The sequence below is a fragment of the Pseudoalteromonas shioyasakiensis genome, assembly GCF_019134595.1.
Lineage (GTDB): Bacteria > Pseudomonadota > Gammaproteobacteria > Enterobacterales > Alteromonadaceae > Pseudoalteromonas > Pseudoalteromonas shioyasakiensis_A.
The window spans coordinates 739653-759786 of the sequence record NZ_CP077771.1 but is presented as its reverse complement, the minus strand read 5'-3'; the positions used below and the strand labels follow the sequence as shown (position 1 = coordinate 759786).

At 41.9% G+C, this 20134-nt stretch carries 17 protein-coding genes; 6 read left to right on the top strand and 11 right to left on the bottom strand.

The annotated features are described in order from the left end of the window. Positions 1-3: 3 nt before the first annotated feature. On the bottom strand, positions 4-1293 hold the full coding sequence (locus KQP93_RS20820) for an alkaline phosphatase (protein ID WP_217877026.1): 1290 nt from the start codon (positions 1291-1293) through the stop codon (positions 4-6). A gap of 110 nt (positions 1294-1403) precedes the next feature. Here KQP93_RS20820 and KQP93_RS20815 point away from each other — a divergent pair, with 110 nt between their 5' ends. The 3 genes from KQP93_RS20815 to rnd all read left to right on the top strand — a co-directional run bounded on the left by KQP93_RS20815 (position 1404) and on the right by rnd (position 5213). Beyond that, positions 1404-2255, top strand: coding sequence for an alpha/beta fold hydrolase (locus tag KQP93_RS20815; RefSeq protein ID WP_217877025.1), 852 nt, complete (start codon positions 1404-1406; stop codon positions 2253-2255). A 117-nt stretch (positions 2256-2372) separates the two neighbouring features. Continuing rightward, positions 2373-4034, top strand: a complete 1662-nt coding sequence (gene fadD, locus KQP93_RS20810; RefSeq protein ID WP_217877024.1) for a long-chain-fatty-acid--CoA ligase FadD — start codon at positions 2373-2375, stop codon at positions 4032-4034. 48 nt (positions 4035-4082) lie between these two features. Then, positions 4083-5213, top strand: coding sequence for a ribonuclease D (gene rnd, locus KQP93_RS20805; RefSeq protein ID WP_217877023.1), 1131 nt, complete (start codon positions 4083-4085; stop codon positions 5211-5213). Between the two features lie 48 nt (positions 5214-5261). Here the strand turns inward: rnd and KQP93_RS20800 are convergent, their stop codons facing one another. Beyond that, on the bottom strand, positions 5262-5708 hold the full coding sequence (locus KQP93_RS20800) for a hypothetical protein (protein WP_217877022.1): 447 nt from the start codon (positions 5706-5708) through the stop codon (positions 5262-5264). 856 nt (positions 5709-6564) lie between these two features. On the opposite strand from KQP93_RS20800, the gene KQP93_RS20795 reads away from it, so the two are divergent. Then, positions 6565-6816: a hypothetical protein gene (locus tag KQP93_RS20795; RefSeq protein ID WP_217877021.1), complete on the top strand. Its 252-nt coding sequence runs from the start codon at positions 6565-6567 to the stop codon at positions 6814-6816. Positions 6817-6901: 85 nt separating this feature from the next. On the opposite strand, the gene KQP93_RS20790 is transcribed toward KQP93_RS20795, so the two are convergent. The 7 genes from KQP93_RS20790 to KQP93_RS20760 form a co-directional block, all read right to left on the bottom strand. Continuing rightward, complete coding sequence (locus KQP93_RS20790) at positions 6902-7732, bottom strand: sugar phosphate isomerase/epimerase family protein (RefSeq protein WP_217877020.1); 831 nt, start codon at positions 7730-7732, stop codon at positions 6902-6904. A gap of 68 nt (positions 7733-7800) precedes the next feature. Next, positions 7801-8556 carry a gluconate 2-dehydrogenase subunit 3 family protein gene (locus KQP93_RS20785; RefSeq protein WP_217877019.1) on the bottom strand — a complete coding sequence of 252 codons (756 nt, stop codon included), beginning with the start codon at positions 8554-8556 and terminating at the stop codon, positions 7801-7803. A 2-nt stretch (positions 8557-8558) separates the two neighbouring features. Then, on the bottom strand, positions 8559-10238 hold the full coding sequence (locus KQP93_RS20780) for a GMC family oxidoreductase (RefSeq protein ID WP_062565634.1): 1680 nt from the start codon (positions 10236-10238) through the stop codon (positions 8559-8561). A 1-nt stretch (position 10239) separates the two neighbouring features. Then, positions 10240-10932: a 3-keto-disaccharide hydrolase gene (locus KQP93_RS20775; RefSeq protein WP_217877018.1), complete on the bottom strand. Its 693-nt coding sequence runs from the start codon at positions 10930-10932 to the stop codon at positions 10240-10242. Between the two features lie 24 nt (positions 10933-10956). Next, on the bottom strand, positions 10957-12177 hold the full coding sequence (locus tag KQP93_RS20770) for an MFS transporter (protein ID WP_217877017.1): 1221 nt from the start codon (positions 12175-12177) through the stop codon (positions 10957-10959). 34 nt (positions 12178-12211) lie between these two features. Further along, positions 12212-13264 (bottom strand): sugar phosphate isomerase/epimerase family protein, encoded by a 1053-nt coding sequence (locus KQP93_RS20765; protein WP_217877016.1) that lies wholly within the window; start codon positions 13262-13264, stop codon positions 12212-12214. Between the two features lie 6 nt (positions 13265-13270). Next, on the bottom strand, positions 13271-14431 hold the full coding sequence (locus tag KQP93_RS20760; RefSeq protein ID WP_217877015.1) for a Gfo/Idh/MocA family protein: 1161 nt from the start codon (positions 14429-14431) through the stop codon (positions 13271-13273). 163 nt (positions 14432-14594) lie between these two features. Here KQP93_RS20760 and KQP93_RS20755 point away from each other — a divergent pair, with 163 nt between their 5' ends. Continuing rightward, positions 14595-15320, top strand: a complete 726-nt coding sequence (locus KQP93_RS20755; protein ID WP_054552042.1) for an AraC family transcriptional regulator — start codon at positions 14595-14597, stop codon at positions 15318-15320. Here KQP93_RS20755 and KQP93_RS20750 read toward each other — a convergent pair. Beyond that, entirely contained in the window at positions 15317-16177 is an 861-nt protein-coding gene (locus KQP93_RS20750) for a BadF/BadG/BcrA/BcrD ATPase family protein (protein ID WP_217877014.1), read from the bottom strand. The genes KQP93_RS20755 and KQP93_RS20750 overlap by 4 nt on opposite strands. 2 nt (positions 16178-16179) lie before the next feature. Then, on the bottom strand, positions 16180-16908 hold the full coding sequence (locus KQP93_RS20745) for a copper homeostasis protein CutC (protein ID WP_217877013.1): 729 nt from the start codon (positions 16906-16908) through the stop codon (positions 16180-16182). A gap of 389 nt (positions 16909-17297) precedes the next feature. Here KQP93_RS20745 and KQP93_RS20740 point away from each other — a divergent pair, with 389 nt between their 5' ends. Next, positions 17298-20087: a TonB-dependent receptor gene (locus tag KQP93_RS20740; RefSeq protein ID WP_217877012.1), complete on the top strand. Its 2790-nt coding sequence runs from the start codon at positions 17298-17300 to the stop codon at positions 20085-20087. Positions 20088-20134 lie beyond the last annotated feature (47 nt).

Below are 20134 nucleotides of genomic sequence, written 5' to 3'. Positions count from 1 at the left end.
AACTTACTGTTTTATATAATCAATCAGTTTGTCGGCAATCGCAGTATTGTTTTGCGAACCGTAAAAATCTTCAGCACGTTTACCATAGGCAAATACTTGTACATCAATAGCGGTGTGGCCGCCAGTAGTCCAACCCGTGAAGCTGGCATGATTGATGATATCTTTTACTGCAAGTAGTAGTGCTTTATCACCCATTTTCTTAGCTTGGCTAAGCTTAATGCTGTTTGCATCAGTGAATTCGATATCAGAATACTTTTGCCATACTGCTTTTAAGTCATCACTTTCAAGTAAATCTTTTGTGATAGTGCCAGCTGTTGCTTTAACACCTTTAACAACGTCTGTTTCCCATTTATATTGACCATGAGCACCAAGTGTTAAGCCACCTGTTGAGTGGTCGGCAGTGATAACAAGCAGAGTATCAGGGTTTTTATCTACATACGCTTTTGCTTGTTCAATCGATTTAGCAAAGTCGTCCATTTCGCCCATTGCACATGCGATGTCGTTTGCATGACCACACCAGTCAATTTGGCTGCCTTCGATCATCACAAAGAAACCTTTGTCGTTTTGACCATCCAGTAAATCAAGTGCTTTAGTTGTCATTTGCGTAAGGCGGGTTGGATTTTCGTCAAGCGCAAACGGTAAACCTACTTCAGCAAATAAACCAAGAGCAGGAACTTGCTTTAAATCACTCATTGCTGCAAAGTCATCGCTGTACTGATAACCTGCTGCTTTAAACTCTTCCACTAGGTTACGGTCTTCACGAACGTAATATTTCGTGCCGCCACCTAACATTAAATCAACCGGTAATTTACCCGCGATTTTGTTATCGATATAGTCGTTAGCAATCTCGTCGTAGTTACGGCGTGATTCGTTATGTGAAGCAAAGCTTGCTGGTGTAGCGTGGTTGATTTGCGATGTAGCTACAAGTGCTGTTGTCATGCCGCGCTCTTTAGCAACCTCAAGCATGGTTTTTACTGGTTTTTTATCAGTATCAACGGCAATTGCGCCATTATAACTTTTATGACCACTGCTTAGAGCTGTTGCACCTGCTGCGCTGTCTGTTACATAGGTATGATCGTCAGGGTAGGTATGTGCCATACCACGCAAAATAGTATCGAAAACAGTTGGGTCAACGACTTTAGTATTTGGATCATCTTTAAAGTAACGGTATGCAGTTGTGTACGCCGGGCCCATACCATCACCAATCATATAAATGATGTTTTTTGGTGCTGATTCAGCCATTACTGAGCCTGCTGAGCATAATAATGCTAAAAGACTTAATTTTAATTTCATTGATGTAACCTTATTATTGTGCCCTTATTTATACTGCGAGGATTATTGTATACTAGCCAGACGATAAATAAACGCCTTTAAGTTGAAACGCTTAATAAATAGGAGTAATTGTGCAACCTTTTTCTTTTCAAACTGGCACTCAGGCAATGCATGGCCTAACCTTTGGTCATGGCGAAGAGGTTGTGATTGCCTTACATGGTTGGCTTGATAACGCACATAGTTACATACCTATGTTACAAAACGCGCAGTTAAACCAGCGTTGGTATTGCCTTGATTTTCCTGGCCATGGTTTGTCTGATTGGCGAAGCAGTGACGCTCATTATTACTTTATTGATTATGTTGATGATGTATATAAGTTTATTGAGTCACTCGATGTAACGAAAGTGCATTTAGTTGGCCATTCTATGGGCGCCATGGTTGCTGGGGTTGTTGCGAGCTGCTTCCCTGAAAAGGTAGCATCGGTAAACTTTATTGAGGGAATCGGCTGCGTTACAACTAACAGCAATGAAGTGAGCGGCCAACTTCGTAAAGCGATATTAAATAGAGCGCGGGTAAACAGTAAAGGCCCTCGCGCATTTGACTCAATAGCGCACATTATTAGTGCAAGGCTTGCAAGTGGCGACCTTGAATACCCACAAGCAAAGCTTTTAATGACACGCAATAGTTACGAAAAAGCAGGTAAGTGGTATTTAACAACCGATCCTAAGCTTAAAAATCACTCAGGATTTCGATTTGATGAGGCGCAATGTATTGCAACCATCAAACAAATTAACGCACCATGTCAGCTTATCCTAGGGGATAAGGGGTATCCTTTTGTGAAAGATAACCTAGAGGCATATGGTAAATATTACAAGGAGTTAAAAATTCATGAGATACCTGGAGGTCACCATTGCCATATGCAAAGCCCTGCATTAACCTTAGAGCACATTCATGCATTTATTGGGCAGTATAAAGTAAGTTAATTGTATAATTGCACCAAATGTGGGATTATCTGCACCATTAGAGTATTTACTCCATTGAGAAACGGCCTTAGTTAGATTAAGGTTATTAAAAAATATAATTATAAACAGGAGCTAAGAGTGGAAAAAATCTGGCTTAAACGCTACCCAGAAGGTATGCCTGAAACAATCGACCCTGAGCATTATCACTCGCTACTCGACTTGTTTGAAAAAAGTTTTGCTGACTATAGTGACCTTCCAGCCTTTACCAACATGGGTAAAGTGTTGACCTATAATGAGTTAGACAGTGCTACAAAACGTGTTGCGTCGTACATTCAAAATGATCTTGGTCTGAAAAAAGGCGATAAAGTAGCGGTGATGATGCCGAATCTACTGCAAACACCTGTGACCATTTTAGGTATTCTTCGTGCGGGCTGTGTAGTGGTGAACGTAAACCCACTTTACACCGTGCGTGAATTAGAGCATCAGTTAAATGACTCAGAGTCATCAGCAATTTTCATTCTTGCTAACTTTGCCGATACTCTAGAAAAAGCATTACCAAAAACCAACGTTAAGCACATTGTGGTTACCCAAGTGGGTGATATGGTGGGCGGCCTTAAAAAGCACATCGTTAACTTTGTGGTTAAGCACGTTAAGAAAATGGTGCCTAGCTACTCATTGCCAAATGTAATCAAATTTGCCGATACACTTGCTGGTAACGAAGCGAGCTATAAAAAGCCAGATGTTGATTTAAACGACTTAGCATTCTTGCAATACACAGGTGGTACAACCGGTGTATCTAAAGGTGCAATGCTATCGCATGGCAACATGGTTGGTAACCTTGAACAAGTATCAGGTTGTCTTGATAACGTGTTAGATCGCGGAAAAGAAGTGGTTATTACGGCACTGCCGCTTTATCACATCTTTGCTCTGACAGCGAACTGCCTAACATTTATGAAATACGGTGGTTTAAACGTACTTATTACAAACCCTCGTGATATGCCTGGCTTTGTAAAAGAGTTAGCACAACACAAATTTACTGCTGTAACGGGTGTGAATACGCTATTTAACGGTTTACTAAATACCCCAGGTTTTGCTGAACTTGATTTCTCAAGCTTAAAAATGTCACTTGGCGGTGGAATGGCAGTACAGCGCCCAGTTGCTGAAAAATGGCAAGCTGTAACAAAAACCAAATTAATGGAAGGTTATGGTTTAACTGAGTGTGCACCACTTGTAACTGTTAGCCCTTACGACCTTGAAGGTTATAATGGTTCAATTGGTTTACCTGCTCCTAGCACTGACATTAAGCTTATGCTTGAAAATGGTGAAGAAGCAGCGAAAGGTGAGCCAGGCGAGCTTTGGGTTAAAGGCCCACAAGTTATGCAAGGTTACTATAACCGCCCAGATGCAACAGCCGAGTGCTTAAAAGACGGTTGGTTTGCAACAGGTGATATTGCAACTTACGATGATGAAGGTTTCTTCTATATTGTTGATCGTAAGAAAGACATGATTATTGTATCTGGCTTCAACGTGTTCCCAAATGAGATCGAAGAAGTTGTTGCTATGCACGATGGCGTGCTTGAAGTAGCAGCTATCGGTATTCCTCATGAGGTTAGTGGTGAACAAGTTAAAGTTTTTGTCGTGAAAAAAGATCAATCTTTAACTGAAAAAGATATAATAAAGCACTGTCGTGATAATTTAACGAACTATAAGGTGCCTAAACTCGTTGAGTTTAGAGATGAACTACCAAAAACAAACGTTGGTAAGATTCTAAGAAGAGCCTTAAAGGACGAACAAAAATAATTAAAGCCGGCATTAGCCGGCTTTTTTATGGTAAAGAAAGGGGTATAAGTGCAATATCAACTGATCGAAACGCAAAATCAATTAAATGATTTTGTAGAAAAAATAACAGGAAAACAGGTACTGGCAATTGATACCGAGTTTATGCGTCGTCGTACGCTTTACCCTGAAGTTGCACTTATTCAAGTATACGATGGTGAGCATTTAGCGTTAATCGACCCACTGGCTGAGTTGTCGCTTTTTGATTTTTGGCAAGTACTTAAAAACCCAGAGGTGTTAAAAGTACTGCATTCACCGTCAGAAGATATTGAAGTGTTTCAAAAATACGCTGGCTTTGTACCAACACCACTGTTTGATACCCAATTTGCACTGCAAATATTAGGTCATGGTAACTGCATGGGCTTTGCCCACATGGTTAAAGAGTTACTTGATATCGAAATTGATAAAAGTGAATCGCGTACTAACTGGTTACAGCGCCCGCTAACAGAAAAACAACTAGATTATGCCGCTGCCGATACGTATCACTTACTGCCTTGTTTTGAAATTATTAAAAAACAAATTGATGAAGCTGGCTTTTTTGACATCGTGATCAGCGAAAGCGAGTTAGTCGCGCAAAAACGTGCTTACCAACCACCAGCAGATCAGCTTTATAAAGATATTAAAAATGCTTGGCAATTACGACCGCACGACTTAGCAGTATTACGCGAACTTGCCGCATGGCGCCGTGAAAAGGCAGAGCGCAAAAACCTCGCGCTTAACTTTGTGGTAAAAGAGCACAACATGGTTGAAATTGCTAAGCGTAAGCCTGCTAGTTTAAATGCGTTACGCAGAGTGCCAGGTGTTGAGCCAATGGAAGTGAATCGTTCGGGCGTAGAAATTTTAAAATGTATTGAGCGTGGTACAGCCGTTCCTGTAAGCGAACAACCTGCACAATTAAAACGTTTAATCGATTTTCCGGCATATAAAAAAGCGGCTAAAGATATTAAACAAAAAATTACTAAAGCTGCAAAAGAGCAGGGTATTCCTGAAGATGTATTGGCCTCTAAAAAACAGATTAACCAGCTGATCAGCTGGAATTGGAAGCTCGATGCTGATGAGCGTAAAGCCGCATCAAAGCCAGATCTATTCAATTCATGGCGCTATGAGTATGTGAAAGACGTACTTAAAGAGTGGCAAAACTAAGTAAGGTATAATTACCTATAAAGGGCTTTCGTATGCTTTGTCTTCGTACTAAAAGCCCTGAAACTTGCTGCGTTTACGTGTAACCTCTAACCAATGCAGCACGTTATTATCATATCGTTTTAATCGTTGTTTTTGTTTCGATGTTAAATAATAAAATGGCGCGAATATAAAGTAGTTATGACCAATAATAATAACGCAATTAAAACCATATTTAGAATATTGTTTAATTAGTTTAGTTTTGTTTGGTTCAATATGCACCTTACCAAACGCAGAGCTATAAAAAATACCGTGGCGACAAATGGTTAGTTTTTTTTTGCTACTTAACATTAAAAATACAACCAAAAACGAAATAACTGAAAAAGCCAGTAAAAGTAGCTCATAAAGCGGGTGCTTTTGGGATGTCGCTTTTAGAATAGACAATGTTAAAACAGCTAAAGTCACGAGGATCGCAAGTGTGCTTTTCTCTGAACTCTTCCTTAAATTCAATACTTTCATTCTCAGTCCTTGAGAGGCTTTTTTAATATAGTACTCCGCAACTTAGATAATACAATCTGCCAAAAAAATGAAAGTAAACGCTATTTTTAATGTTTTATTATTAATTTTTAATGCTGTGTTTTATTTAGCTTCTTGAAATTAAATAGGATGTTGAACCATGAAAGATATAATAATAAATGTAAAGTAGGTTGGTAGAATAAGCCACGTTATATATCTTCATTAAGGATTATGAGTCATTGAAATGGCCAAGCTGTTCTTTGCACATATTTTTATGAAAATGATCGACGCGAGTATATTAATGAATTTAACTTTACATAAAAGATTTTAAAAAACTTGTGATAGCAATACCTTAAGTAATTTGTTAAAACTATATCAAAGAGGTAAGCCACATAACAAACCGCTGTAGATCTGGGAGGAACATGCTGGGATTAAAGAATGTGAATCGTCCCCGCTTGTTAATATAGCCACCCTTTTTGTCCCTATGCGAGATGGGCGGTACATTTAAGGATATTCCCGCAATTAACTTTGACGTTGGTATTTTTAAAATATAAACAGATGCATTGAACGGAAATTTAGGAGTGCTTTTGTGAAAGGGACTGCATTCATTCTTCTCATCGTAGCAGTTTTCGGTATTCTAAAACTCATTGCTCCGAAGATTGTGGAGTTTTTGCCTGAGTGGGTAAATGGACTTATTTTTCTCATTGTATTTTTAGTTTTGTGTTTTCAATTTGGGCGATTTATCTTTAAACACCGAAGAAAGGACGATTAGCTGTTCGTTTTAAAGCGTATAACAAACAATTTAAGCCGTCGTTCGGTCGTTTTTGCTGAATGTTTTTGACATCAATAGGATTAAGGTATGGGAAACTATGCACTAGCAGGCTTGGGGTTGCTAATAGTGTTCAATATTTTGATTAGTTTAGTAATTTATAAAAGAAATGATTTTGAAACTTTTCAAAAAGTAGCACAAATAGTTCTGGTTTGGTTACTCCCCGTCATAGGTGGTGCTGGAATCTTAATATTCTATAAAAGTATAGATAAACCAATCAGGAAACCAGAAAGCTTTGCAAAACGTTCTGAAGGCAATAGCTCCTGGCAAGATGAACCCTAATAAAGAGCTATGAGTGAACGACTATTTAAATTAAACCCAAGTCATGAGCTCACGTGTTTAAAGCGAGCTCATTCCTAAAAAAACCCTACAAACCAAGTAAGATCTTATCTAAGTTTTGTTTTGATTTAGCAACGCTTTGTAGTGGGGTTAATCCGTTTGGGTATTCTTCTTGCTCAAGCACTAACCACTTGGTGTTGCCGTGCGACTCTAAAGTATCGATGATGGCAGGCCAATCAATGTTGTTTTCGCCGATAATCGGGCTCATGTTGCTACCCTGAATCGTACGTACTTTAATGTGTGTTGCAAGAGTGCGGTTAGGGTACTTTTTAATAAAGTAGATTGGATCTTTAGCAGCGTAATTGACCCAGCCAATATCTAACTGCAATGGCATGGTCTTGGGAGTATTACTGGCAATGTAATCCCAAAACGTTGCATTATTAAAAGCATTAAACTCTTTATTATGATTGTGAAAACCGATCTTCATATCAAAGCGAGTTGCATAATCACTGACTTTAGTAAGCTCTTTAACCAGAGATTTAACTCCCTCAGGGTGCCATGCTCTTTCATCCCAAGGTACATAAAGTGTAGTAACGCCAAGGGTCTTGTAAAACAGCAGGGTGCTATCAATAGTGTTTTCACTGAGTGCATCAAAGCCTATATGGGCACTACTGGCAACTAAGCCTAATTCACTGAGCTCTGCTTTTAAGGCTGCTGGATTATTTGAGTATGGGCCAAAGTCTCCGGCAAACTCCACGCCGTCAAACCCCATTTCGGCAAGAGACTTAAGCGTACCATGAAAGTCATTTTTTAAGGTGTCTTTGACTGACCATAGCTGCACACTCACTGGCAGTTTTGCGAATAATTGACCACTAAATACAAGGCTAATAATGAGCAATAAAATGCGGGTTTTAAACATACTTCAATCCTAAAAAAAAGCAGGGGCTGACCCCCTGCACTGTGTTACAAATAACACAAGGGGGAAAGTTAATCGATATAGGCGTACTCGCTTAAACCAAGCTCAGCTAAAACCTGATCTAAATGGGTTTTTGCTTCATCAGAAGGACCTGGGTAATCACCTGCAATAGGCACATTACCAAGGTAACCTATGTCTTTACAGCCTTCAGGTGTACAGAAAAAGGCAGCAAGCACTAACTCTTTAAAGCGTAAAAAGGCTTTACCAATACGCTGAAATTGCAGAGGTGTTTGCTCATTTAAAAACGCAATATCGTCTAAAATCGCGCGGTGTTGCTTTTCGTTAAGTGCAACAAATTGCTTTTTAAAACGAAGCTGTGCTTCATCGTTAAGCCACGCTAATGAATTTAAAATTTTAATTCTATCGCGTTGTTGGCCTTCATAAGGTGCGCTCACCCATTCATTAATAACTGCCGGTACTTGTAGCTCACTGGCTGAAGGAATAGAACCTTCGCGCGGCACAATGTAATCAGATAAAAGCGCTACTAACGTGAGTTCGTCTGCTGTTAAGGTCAGTGGCCAAGGTGATTCTGGTGGCATCACCAAATTTGGATCTTGACCATAGCCTTTAGCGGTTACAGGCTTGATATCTAAATCAGGCCAATGCTCTTTTGCAGAGACTGAAACGTCATCTTCCAGTGCTTTTGTGCAGCCAGCAGTTAAACCAATCGCCGAGCCCGCAGCTAATAGACCAAGCCATTTTAAAGACTCACGGCGGCTCATGTTAGAAACATAGTTATATGAGTCGTGTTCGTTACGATGATGCATAATTAAAGTACCCCGTTATCAATTTGTTGAGCAAGCCAAGTTGAATTACGCATTGCCAGTGTCATGATGGTGAGCGTACAGTTTTTATGAGGGTTAGAAGCAAATACACCGGCATCCATTACAAATAGGTTATTACAATCCCATGTTTGACCCCATTGATTGGTGACAGAGTCTTTCTTTGAGCTCCCCATTCGTGTCGTGCCCACTTCGTGAATGATTTCGCCACCTTTTGAAATTGCTTTTTCAGCAGGCGGGAGTTCGCCAACGGTCGCACCCATGTTTTCTAAAATTTGCTTCGCGGTTTTTAAACCATGTTCGATTTGCTTTAACTCTCTATCTGACCACTTAAAGTGGAACTTTGATACCGGAATACCCCATTTGTCTTTAACGTTTTCGTCAATTTCCATGTAGGTATCCTTGTTCGGTAGCATCTCGCCACGCAGAGCAAAACCAACGTAAGAACCATATGCATCACGAATTTGCTGTTTAAGGGCAGGGCCATAGCCTTGTTTATCACCCGATACACCCGAGCCCGGTTGTCTAAAGCCACCGCCAATTTCAAAGTGATAGCCACGTGGGAAATCTAATTCATTGTTAGCTTGTGCTTGATGACCCCACCAAGGAATAAATAAGTGGTTAGCGGTGTGTCCATCTTCGTTATAACGTGGGCGACCTTTGAGTGCCGGGATTTGCGCACCTAACCATGCACCTGTCGAATCCATCAAGTTTCGACCTACTTGGCCACTTGAGTTAGCAAGGCCTTTTGGGTGCTTTTTATTTTTTGAATTTAATAAAATACGCGCTGATTCACAGGCGCTGGCGGCTAAGATAACCACATCGGCATCAATAGCATGTTCGGTTATTGTGTGTTTATCAACATAAGTGACGCCAGTGACTTTACCTTGCTCATCAACCTTAACTGATTTAACCATAGCATCGGTAATGACTTTTAAGTTTCCGGTGGCTTTTGCCATTGGCAGTAATGATGTCGTAGTTTGGAAAGCAGCACCAATTGAGCAACCAGAGCCACAAGGCGTCGCATAAAAACAGGCCATGCGATCATCTTTAGGGCGAGTTAATACCGCGCGATGCATCGGCACTGCTTGAATGCCCATTTTCTTTGCAGAAGCGGCAATTAAAAGCTCAGGAACACGCGGCTTTGGTGGCGGCTGTAAAATACCCGGTGACGAATCAGGCATATCTTCATGGCCAGTATTAGTACCACATACACCCACAAGTTCTTCGGTTTTATCGTACCAAGGTGCTAAATCAGCGTATTCAAATGGCCAGTCGGCACCATGACCATCACGGCTTTTGCCTTTAAAATCGTGTTCACTAAAGCGTAATGAATAGCGGCCCCAGTGGTTAGTTCGACCACCTAGCATACGTGCGCGCCACCAATAAAAGTCGCTCCCTTTGGCGCTCGTATATGGCTCATCAGGTACTTGCCAGCCGCCATCAACAGTTGCATCGTAAAAGCCAAAGTTTTTGTCTTTGTTACCTGCACCCATAAGAGGGGCTTCGTTGTTACGACGAAACATCGGGCTTTCTGTTTTCGGGTCATAATTACGGCCAGCTTCAAGTAATAACACTTTGTGGCCAAGTTTAGTTAGCGTATAAGCGGCCATTGCACCGCCAGCACCAGAGCCAACAACTAATACCTTATGTTTAAAATCAGACATCTTATAGCTCCTTGATTTTTATATTTTTAAACCACACTTTGTCACCATGGTCTTGAAGCCCGATATGACCTTGTTCAGCCGTTGCAAAGTTTTTCCAGGTTGCAAACTTACTGCCTTTAACAAGGGTGTTCCATGTTGTACTACCAATTACAATGCTGGTGGTGCTGATACCGTTTTGCCAAACTTGTAAGTGGTTGTCTTGCATTTTAATGCGTACATGGTTCCAGCTATTTGCTGGTTTGTGCACCGCAACTGGTGCAGCAAATAAATCGTAAATTGACCCCGCTAAGTGCGAGTCAATTTCGGTATCTGGGTGTTCTTCGTTATCGATAATTTGAATTTCAGGCGCATGAGAGTAAATCATCTGTCCGGTTTCATCAGCTAATACAAAAATACCGCTATTGCCTTTGGTAGAGATTTTCCAATCAATCTGCAATTCAAAGTTTTGGTATTGCTTTTTAGTAAGCAGATCACCGCCACCTTTGGTTAATGTCATAGCGCCATCTTCAACGACCCATGCAGGATTTAAAGATTCGCTTTTAAAATTACGCCACTGCGACATATCTTTGCCGTCAAACAACAACTGCCAGCCAGCTTGCTTTTCTTGTTGTGTAAGCTGATTGTCAGCCGCATTAGCGAGTGCACAGCTACTAACGGTGAGCATTAAAGTCAGTGCTTTAAGAGATTTAAACATAGTGTTCCTCGACGATTTACTTGCTTAAGACGCACATTTTTCGGTGCGTTTGTTGTTATTAATTACTAAATGCAACCCAATGAATGCGACGATTAAAACAATTGGGAAGATCAGTAGGTTTTGTAATACAGCCTGTCCGGCTAAAATTTCAATTTGTTCAGCGCTAGCGCCACTTGCCTCTGCTGATGAGCGTGCCGTATCTATCCAGCTTCCAATTACAGGGTTCCAGATGCTCATAGCAAACATGCCTGCACCGCCCATTAATGACATACCCAGCGCCCCTGACTTTGGAATGTATTCAGCAACGCAGCCAAGCATGGTCGGCCAAAAGTAGGTTACGCCAAGTGCAAAAAGCATCGCTGCTAGATAAATCATGCTGCCCTCGGCTTGGCTCATCATAAAGATACCTAAGCTTGCACAAATGGCAGATCCAAGTAATACACCAGTAGGGTTGAGCTTATGCACAATAGGGCCTGCAAAGAAGCGACCAACCGCCATTAGGCCAGTGATCAAGGCTAATACCACCATAGGAGAGGCACCCGATGAACCTAAAATACGCTCAATCCATTGTTGTGTGCCAAATTCAGTGGTTGCGGTAAACGTCATACAGGCAATTAAAAAGATGTATAACGGCGTAAATAAGTGGCGAATATTGCTGCTGGTAGAGTGAGTAAGCGTATCAAAGCGTGGAAATTGTGCTTTGATTAGCATAGCGCCATAGATAACCGTAGGAATTAAAATTAACGCTACTTGCCATTGCCAGTTTAAACCTGCTCCCGACATAAAGTTAGACGCAAGCGCGCCAATCACAATGCCACCAGGGAACCAAACATGAAAACGGTTTAGCATAGTGGTGGTATTTTTAGGGTACATTTCTGCAATCAGCGGGTTACAGCCAGCTTCAACAGCGCCGTTGGCAAAGCCAATTAAAAAGGTAGAAACCAGTAAGCCCCAAAAACCATCAGCTGTTATGGTCAAAACAAGGCCAAGTAAATGACAGATAAAGGCTAACGCCACTAATTTCTTCGCGCCAATGGCATTATAAATAATACCGCCGACCATAGTCGCAACCGGAAAACCTAAAAATGCCATGGCATTAACCCAACCTAATTCGGTGTCGGTTAAGTCAAACTCACTGCCAAGTTGACCCAAAATACCAGCTCGAATGGCAAAGGTCATAGAGGTCACAATCAGTGCTATACAGCAAAGCCGAAAGACTATGCGGTTATAATTATTGTTGTCCATATTGTGTGTCCTGTGTGTTCTATTGTTGTCGGTTTTATAAACCTAAAATTCGATTATTACGCTCAGTGTTTGTTGTGCCACTGGCAAAATCGTCAAAGGCTTTGTCTGTTGGGTTTATTAAGTGTGCTTTAATAAACTCAGCGCCTTCTCTTGCCCCATCTTCTGGGTGCTTTAAGCAGCATTCCCATTCAAGTACAGCCCAACCATCAAAACCATATTGAGTTAACTTGCTAAAGATTTGCTTAAAATCTACTTGGCCATCACCTAAAGAACGAAAACGTCCTGGTCGGTCTTGCCAGTTTTGAAATCCGCCATAAACACCTGAGCGGCCATTTGCAATAAATTCGGCATCCTTGACATGAAACGCCTTAATGCGCGAATGATAAATATCGATAAACGCTAAATAGTCGAGCTGTTGCAGTACGAAGTGGCTCGGATCATAAAGAATATTCACGCGTGGGTGATTATTGGTTGCCGCTAAAAAGCGCTCAAATGTCACACCATCATGCAGATCTTCACCTGGATGCAATTCATAACACACATCCACGCCATGCTCATCAAAGCAATCTAAAATGGGTAACCAACGCTTAGCTAGCTCACTAAAGCCTTGTTCAACAAGTCCTTGTGGACGCTGTGGCCACGGGTAAAAGGTATGCCATAAAAAAGAACCCGAGAACGTCGCATGGGTTGATAAGCCAAGGTTGTTACTTGCTTTAGCAGCTAGCATCAGTTGCTCTGTTGCCCACTTAGTACGTGCAGCAGGGTTGCCTTTAACATGCTCTGCGGCAAAATTATCGAACATTTCATCGTACGCTGGGTGCACAGCAATTAACTGGCCTTGCAAATGTGTTGATAGCTCTGAAATTGTAAGTCCATACTCTGTAGCAATACCAGTGACTTCATCGCAGTATTGCTGGCTTTGAGCTGCTTTTTCTAAATCGAAAATAGTCGGGTTTGAGGTTGGCACTTGAATCGCTTTGTAACCTAAACCGCTTGCCCATTCACATAAACCTTGAAAGCTATTGAACGGGGCTTGATCTGAAATAAACTGCGCCAAAAATATTGCTGGCCCTTTGATTTTATTCATTCTTTTTTATCCAATCTGTAATTTGTGCCATTTAGTATCTTGTTTTGAAGAAGCTACAACGTGCTCAATAAACGCCATGCCACGCACAGCCTCATTGATGCCTGGCACATCAAATGCTGAATTTGTTGCGTTGTCGCCTTGCTTAAATGCATGGATCTGCGCTGCAAAATTGCGGTAAATGTTGGCAAATGCTTCAAGGTAGCCCTCTGGGTGACCGGCAGGAGCGCGCAGAGCATTTTGTGTGTCAGGGTGTAATTCTCCTACGCCCGCTCTAAGTAATGTTGCGGCTTGATTGTGGCCTCTTAGCCATAAGCTATTAGGTTCAAGTTGCGACCATTCAAGACTGGCTTTATCGCCATAAATACGCAGGTGTAAGTTGTTTTCATCACCAACTGCAATTTGGCTTGCCAGTAAAACGCCTTTGCAACCATTATTGAATCTAAGTAGCACAGTGCCATCATCATCAAGGGCTCGGCCTTCGACTACATGGTTTAAGTCGGCGCAAAGCTCGGTGATTTCGAGATCAGAGACATACTCGGCTAAGTTAGCTGCATGCACGCCAATGTCGCCCATACAACAACTAATGCCAGCCTTACTGGTGTCTAAACGCCAGCTCGCTTGCTTTGAGCCCTCGTCTTCACTTTGAGATAACCAGCCTTGGGTGTACTCAACAATCACTTTACGTATGGTGCCGAGCTCGCCTGCTTTTACGCGATGCTTGGCTTCTTTGACCATTGGGTAACCGGTGTAAGTGTGGGTTAACCCATATAAAACCTGCTGCTTTGCAATGATGCTTTGTAATTGCTCTGCTTCTGCGAGAGTGAGCGTTGCAGGTTTATCTGAGAGCACATGAAAGCCATACTCAAGCGCCATTTTCGCGACCGGAAAATGTAAATGGTTTGGCGTGACAATAGCCACAAAATCAATACGCTGATCAGCGGGTAATTTTGCCTCTTCGGTAAATAGCGTTTGGTAACTTTCGTAGCAACGGCTGCTATCAAGCCCAAGTAGTTCGCCAGTTGCTTTACATTTGTTTGCGTCTGAACTGAATGCACCTGCAACAAGCTCAATCATTCCGTCTAATCGCGCTGCAATTCGATGAATAGCGCCAATGAAGGCACCATCGCCACCGCCTACCATTGCCATGCGGATCTTAGCTTTGCTCATCTTAAGCGCTCCTAAATTTAAATAGCGTCTGCTACTGTTAATGTCATGTTATTGATAATAGGAAAGCTTAGCCAATAAGCGCTAATAAAAATTCGGTTGACAATGCAACAAAATCGGCGTTTAAAATATATAGGGTTGTTCTTTATAGAGACAAAATTAAGCGATGGATATTCAAGAAATAATAAAAAAAGCTGGCGTAAATCAGCTAATTGCTGCATTTGATTTACTGCCAGATATCCTCTTTTGGGTAAAAGACACAGATAGTAGAATCTTGCATTGTAATCAGCATTTTATTGAGCATCAGGGTTATAAAACACTGGAGCAAATATTGCTAAAAACAGACTTCGATTTTTCGCCAAAGCACCTCGCGTTTCAGTACGTCAATGACGATAAACGGGTGATGGAAGGCTACATAGTAACCGACCGTTTAGAGCTTAACCAAACCCAACAAGGTGAGCTTGGTTGGTTTTCAACCTCAAAGCATGCTTTAAAAGATCACGATGGTAATGTGATTGGCACCTACGGGGTGACCCGACATCTACAAAAAACCTCAAAAGCGCTTTCTCATGTAAGGGCAATTGAAGAGCCGGTAAAATTTATTCGCGAGCATTATCATCGTCAGATCAGCATTGATGAATTGGCAGAGCTTGCACACTTGTCAGTGAGTGCTTTAGAGCGCCGCTTTAAAAAGCACTTAGCAAAAACACCCAATCAATTTATTAACGAAGTACGCCTCGAAAATGCTCGCAAGCTGCTAATTGAAACGCAACTGCCTATTTCACAAGTGGCTTATCAGTGTGGGTTTTCTGAACCAAGTTACTTCAGCAAACAATTTCGGCGTTTGTTTGGTGAAATCCCTTCACAAATGCGCTCGCAATTAGGCGATTAAATTGCAGCTCTTGCCATTAAAATAGCCCCTTGCTCTGCACTGGCAAGGGCGGGGGTTAAACGCGCTTTACTGGCATCAGTTAAGTAAGGCGTGATAGCACTAGCAATACCGCCCATCAAAGTAACGTTTTCAATAGCTTGTTTTTCAAAGTAAGTGATATAGCGGGTAATGTATGCGCATGCTTCATTGATTAATTGCTGACAAAAAGCATCGTCAGAATGGCTAAAAACAAGCGGCGCAAATTTGGCAAGTTCAGCAGGGCGCGCTGATATTAAACGCTGGCTTAACGCTTGGCTTGAGTCACAGTTAAGCTGGGTGAGTAGGGTATCTATTGCAGCAGAACTTTGCGCAACGCCATCAAGTACTTCAAATGCTTTACGGCAAAGTTGTAAGCCTAACCAACCACCACTGGCACCATCGCTCAGTAATAATCCGTAGCCACCTAATTCGCTAAATTGGTTTTGCTGCTGGTAGCCTGCGCAAAAGCCCGTACCAAGAATAATCACCGCGCCATCATGGTGTTGATGTGCGCCTTTACAGGCAATCAGCATATCTGTTGATAGGGTAAATTTAGCAAAAGGGTGCTGCCATTTGGTCATGGCTTGGTAAGCTGAGTCGATATTAGCACCGGCAAGTCCGGCATGCGCATAGGTGTTTTTCAGCTCGCTTAAGGCAAGCCCAGCCTCAAGAAAAGCAAGTTCAGTAGCGTGAAGTATTGACTCTTGGCTTTGTTGGCAGCTTGTAGCCACGTTTGCTGAGCCACTTATGGCTTCGCTAATTAGTGAGCCTTTTTCGTTTTCTAAACGAACTTTACACTTACTGCCGCCGCCATCAATACCTAAAAAATACGTTGCCATGTTTAATCCTTTGAAAGTAGCTTATTGATAGCCTCAGCGTTAATTGCACCGTTTTCGTTGTGCACACATGAGTGTACATGCACAGCTGCATTGGCTGAATGGTTTTTTATTAATTGCCAAAGAGCTTCAGCGTTTTCTAAGGTCACACCACCTCCCATAACAATTTCTATTTGATTAGTGCTGTGCACTAAGTATGTATTGAGCTGATTTAGACCATCTACAGCACTTTGACCGCTTTGCCATGGCGTGCCTGCTGTTAAGATGCGGTCAACTCCTAAGCTAATCAGTTTATCAAGTGTGCTTAACGGGTTTGTAAGGGTATCGAATGCACGGTGAAAGGTCACCATCAGGCCATGCTGTTTGGCTGTGGCAACTAAAGAGCGGGTCATCTCTAAATCAAGTTCGCCGTGTTTTACTGCACCAAATACCACGCCATGTGCCCCCGCATTCGCTACCATTGTTATTTGTTTTTGCATAACTTGGTGACACTCAGTACTAACAATAAAGTTGCCTGCTTCGGGGCGGATCATCACCACTAACTCTGCGCTATTAGTCAGGCTTTTTACAGCGCAATCAATCGCTTTAACACTTGGTGTTAGGCCACCTAGGTGTAAATTGCTGCACAATTCAAAGCGTTTTGCGCCTAAGTTACTAGCCACCGAAATGTTGTTAGTAAGCTGCTTTAAGCACCCTTCGTTTAGGCATACTTCAAGATATTTACCATTATTCATGGGCGTGTTTTTACCATATCTATTACACCTATTTTTTAGTTACTCAATTTGAGATTTATTAATAAATATACCGGAGTAATAATTGTTATTTATTATCAATGCTTTAAATGTATATTTGAGTTTATTTCTCTGCGCCAATTAACTCCAAATCGCTGAGCTTAACTATAATTCAGAAAATATAAAAATGAATATAAAATATTCCAAACGCCGATTTTGTCATATCTCTCACCGAATTTTTATTATCACTTTTTGACCACTCACCCTATTCTGAATTTGAGTTTAACAAGCTGTTAACTACCAATAATCAGTTTAAAAACCGACAACAATAAATCGTTTTTTGAGAATTAAAGCCTCTTATACAAAAACAGAACACACAACTGGAGATAGGCATGGGCAAGCAAACTGTAATAAAAACAAAAGGGCAAGGAAGGCATTTTAAGCGTAATGCAATTTTGATTTCGCTACTGGCTGCAATCAATACAAGCTATGCAGCAGAGCAAGCAAATGATGATGTAGAAGTGATTGAAGTACGAGGTATTCGTTCTTCAACTGCAGAAAACTTAGCAATAAAACGACTTTCAACGGCAACAGTTGATGCAATCACCGCAGAGGATATTGGTAAGTTTCCCGATAAAAACGTCGCTGACTCATTGCAACGTGTATCGGGCGTTTTGATAGACCGAGACGGTGGTGAAGGTAGCCGCGTGAGTATTCGTGGTACGTCACCAGATTGGACTCTCACCCAATTAAACGGTAACTATATTGCTTCATCAGGTTCAGGTACTCCTACCCGTAGTTTTAATTACACGTTATTGCCTTCAAGCATGATCAAAAGTGTAGAAGTGTACAAAAGTGCAGAAGCTCGTATTGATGAAGGCGGTATTGGTGGTACGGTTATTTTACACACCCGTAAACCTCTTGAGATGGAAGCAAACTCAGGGGCATTAAGTGCAGAGGTAACTTACGATGATGTGTCTGAAGACACTAAGCCACAAGTTAACGTGCTGTATTCATGGAAAAATGACGACGAAAACTTTGGTGTACTGGCCGGTTTTACTCGTCAAGATCGCACTGTAACCACCATCACTAACAACGCATCACACTGGCGTTTTCACTCAGATACCGTTGAAGGCGCAGAGCGTCCAGCGCTGGTAGACCAAGCCACTGGCGAAGTGTTCAACAATGTGTGGGCGCCTCGTGCGATGAGTGTTAATAACTCAAACCAAGACCGTACACGCGATGGTTATCAAGTGGCTGTTCAGTGGGCACCGAGTGACAGACTTGATTTAAACTTTAACTATTTTGGTGCCAAGTTAGGCTACGACCAAACAGGACAAAGTATTACCTTTGCAGAGTGGAACGATAACCACAACCCGTATTACGGCATTGTGCTTGATGGCGATACCGTGGTTGCGTACGGTAATGGCGATAATGGTCTACTCAATGATAATAACTGGGGTGATGCCGATGTAAATGGCGGTGTGGCTGTTCGTCGTGGTTTGTTATCGCCGCAGTTAACAGGGCGTGAGCGTTTTGGCGAGTCAAAATCAAATACCTATGATTTTGAAGGCACTTATTATGGCGATACTTACAGTGTTACATTAAAACTGGGTCATACCGAAGCTGAAGGCGGGACTTCAAAAGAAACCTACGCCAATATTGATGCGCGTTTAGGCTCAGTAAACAGCTGGTTATGGTCAATTGAAAACGGTAAACCAAGCTACGAAGTGTCGACTGATTTAGCCACCGATAAAGAAGCATACCAGTATTATGATTGGTTTGACTCTTACTCATCAGAAAATGAAGACTCAGAAGATTACATTCAAACAGATGTAAAATTTGACCTTGATGGCAACTTTTTCAGCCGTGTCTATGTAGGTGCTAAATACCGCGACCACGAAATTAAAGGCATTCGTAACGACTTTCGTTGGGATGACGGTATAGCGGATAACGGTGGCTACCGCGGCTACTTACCAGGGACTGAGTGGTTCCATAATCCAGATTTTCACCCAGATGCACCAACATTGGTAAGCGACCATGTAGTTGATAACAGTGCAGGTGATACAGGTGCATTTAACTTCTTAGCGTTCGATTTTGGAGCCCTTGATAGCTACTTAAAAGAAAACTTTAACCAGACTGTGGTGCCAACACTTTCGGGCACGTACGCCCTAGAAGAAAAAATTTGGTCTGTTTACACACAAGCTGATTTTGAATGGCAAGATTTCCGCGGTAATGTCGGTGTGCGTTATGTAAATACAGAGCTAAGCACCTTGACCTACGATGATGTCATTGGTCAAGACGATGACGACACCGATCCAAACGAGCGCAGTAGCGATGGCAGTGAAGTACTACCAAGCTTTAACCTTGCATGGGATGCAACCGAAGATCTTGTGGTGCGCTTTGCAGCAGCACGCACCATGGCAAGAGTGAGCTATTCAGACTTAAGCCAAGCCGAGTCTTACGGTCCTCCAGTGAACATTAACTCACCAGATTCATGGACAGGCCGTGGTAATGGTACCTCGGTAAACACAGGCCTTGAACCTATGTTATCTGACCAATTTGATTTAGGTATTGAATGGTATTACGGCGATGGTTCTGCACTGGGTGCGACGTTATTCTCTAAAGATATTTCTAACTTACCAATCTCGACCGTAGAAATTGTTGAGCGTGAACACGATTGTTGTAACGGCCCAATTGAAGTCGAAATGAACACCAAAGTGGGTGGGGGTGATGCAAAATCAGAAGGTTTAGAGCTGTTCTTCCAGCACTCATTTGATAATGGTTTTGGTATTTTAACTAACTATACCTACACAGATACCAGCACCAGCGAAGTCTCGACAGACGGGCAAAAAACAGAGGCCGAAATACCAGGCACCGCTAAGCACCAATATAATGTGTCGGTGTACTTTGAGAATGACGACTTTAGTGTTCGTGCGTCTTACAACTGGAAAGATGACCGTGCCAACGGTATTCACCAAGGCTACAACTTGTATACCAAAGACTATGGTCAGCTAGATGTGAATGCATCGTATAACCTAACAGAGGATCTTTCGTTTACCGCGTCAGTGGTGAACCTAACTGAAGAAATAGAAGAAGGTTATTGGAAACAAAGCAATCGCTTTACCTATAACCAATATTCAGGCCGTCGTTTTTACCTAGGCGCAAATTATAATTTCTAACCCAAGAGATGTTGTTTGTTGCAACCTAAAAAGGTACTTTTATTAAA

Excerpts from the sequence above, each read along its gene's own strand:
- KQP93_RS20820 (WP_217877026.1), bottom strand. The coding sequence starts at position 1,293 with ATGAAATTAAAATTAAGTCTTTTAGCATTATTATGCTCAGCAGGCTCA.
- KQP93_RS20800 (WP_217877022.1), bottom strand. The coding sequence starts at position 5,708 with ATGAAAGTATTGAATTTAAGGAAGAGTTCAGAGAAAAGCACACTTGCG.
- KQP93_RS20795 (WP_217877021.1), top strand. The coding sequence starts at position 6,565 with ATGGGAAACTATGCACTAGCAGGCTTGGGGTTGCTAATAGTGTTCAAT.
- KQP93_RS20790 (WP_217877020.1), bottom strand. The coding sequence starts at position 7,732 with ATGTTTAAAACCCGCATTTTATTGCTCATTATTAGCCTTGTATTTAGT.
- KQP93_RS20785 (WP_217877019.1), bottom strand. The coding sequence starts at position 8,556 with ATGCATCATCGTAACGAACACGACTCATATAACTATGTTTCTAACATG.
- KQP93_RS20780 (WP_062565634.1), bottom strand. The coding sequence starts at position 10,238 with ATGTCTGATTTTAAACATAAGGTATTAGTTGTTGGCTCTGGTGCTGGC.
- KQP93_RS20775 (WP_217877018.1), bottom strand. The coding sequence starts at position 10,932 with ATGTTTAAATCTCTTAAAGCACTGACTTTAATGCTCACCGTTAGTAGC.
- KQP93_RS20770 (WP_217877017.1), bottom strand. The coding sequence starts at position 12,177 with ATGGACAACAATAATTATAACCGCATAGTCTTTCGGCTTTGCTGTATA.
- KQP93_RS20765 (WP_217877016.1), bottom strand. The coding sequence starts at position 13,264 with ATGAATAAAATCAAAGGGCCAGCAATATTTTTGGCGCAGTTTATTTCA.
- KQP93_RS20760 (WP_217877015.1), bottom strand. The coding sequence starts at position 14,431 with ATGAGCAAAGCTAAGATCCGCATGGCAATGGTAGGCGGTGGCGATGGT.
- KQP93_RS20755 (WP_054552042.1), top strand. The coding sequence starts at position 14,595 with ATGGATATTCAAGAAATAATAAAAAAAGCTGGCGTAAATCAGCTAATT.
- KQP93_RS20750 (WP_217877014.1), bottom strand. The coding sequence starts at position 16,177 with ATGGCAACGTATTTTTTAGGTATTGATGGCGGCGGCAGTAAGTGTAAA.
- KQP93_RS20745 (WP_217877013.1), bottom strand. The coding sequence starts at position 16,908 with ATGAATAATGGTAAATATCTTGAAGTATGCCTAAACGAAGGGTGCTTA.
- KQP93_RS20740 (WP_217877012.1), top strand. The coding sequence starts at position 17,298 with ATGGGCAAGCAAACTGTAATAAAAACAAAAGGGCAAGGAAGGCATTTT.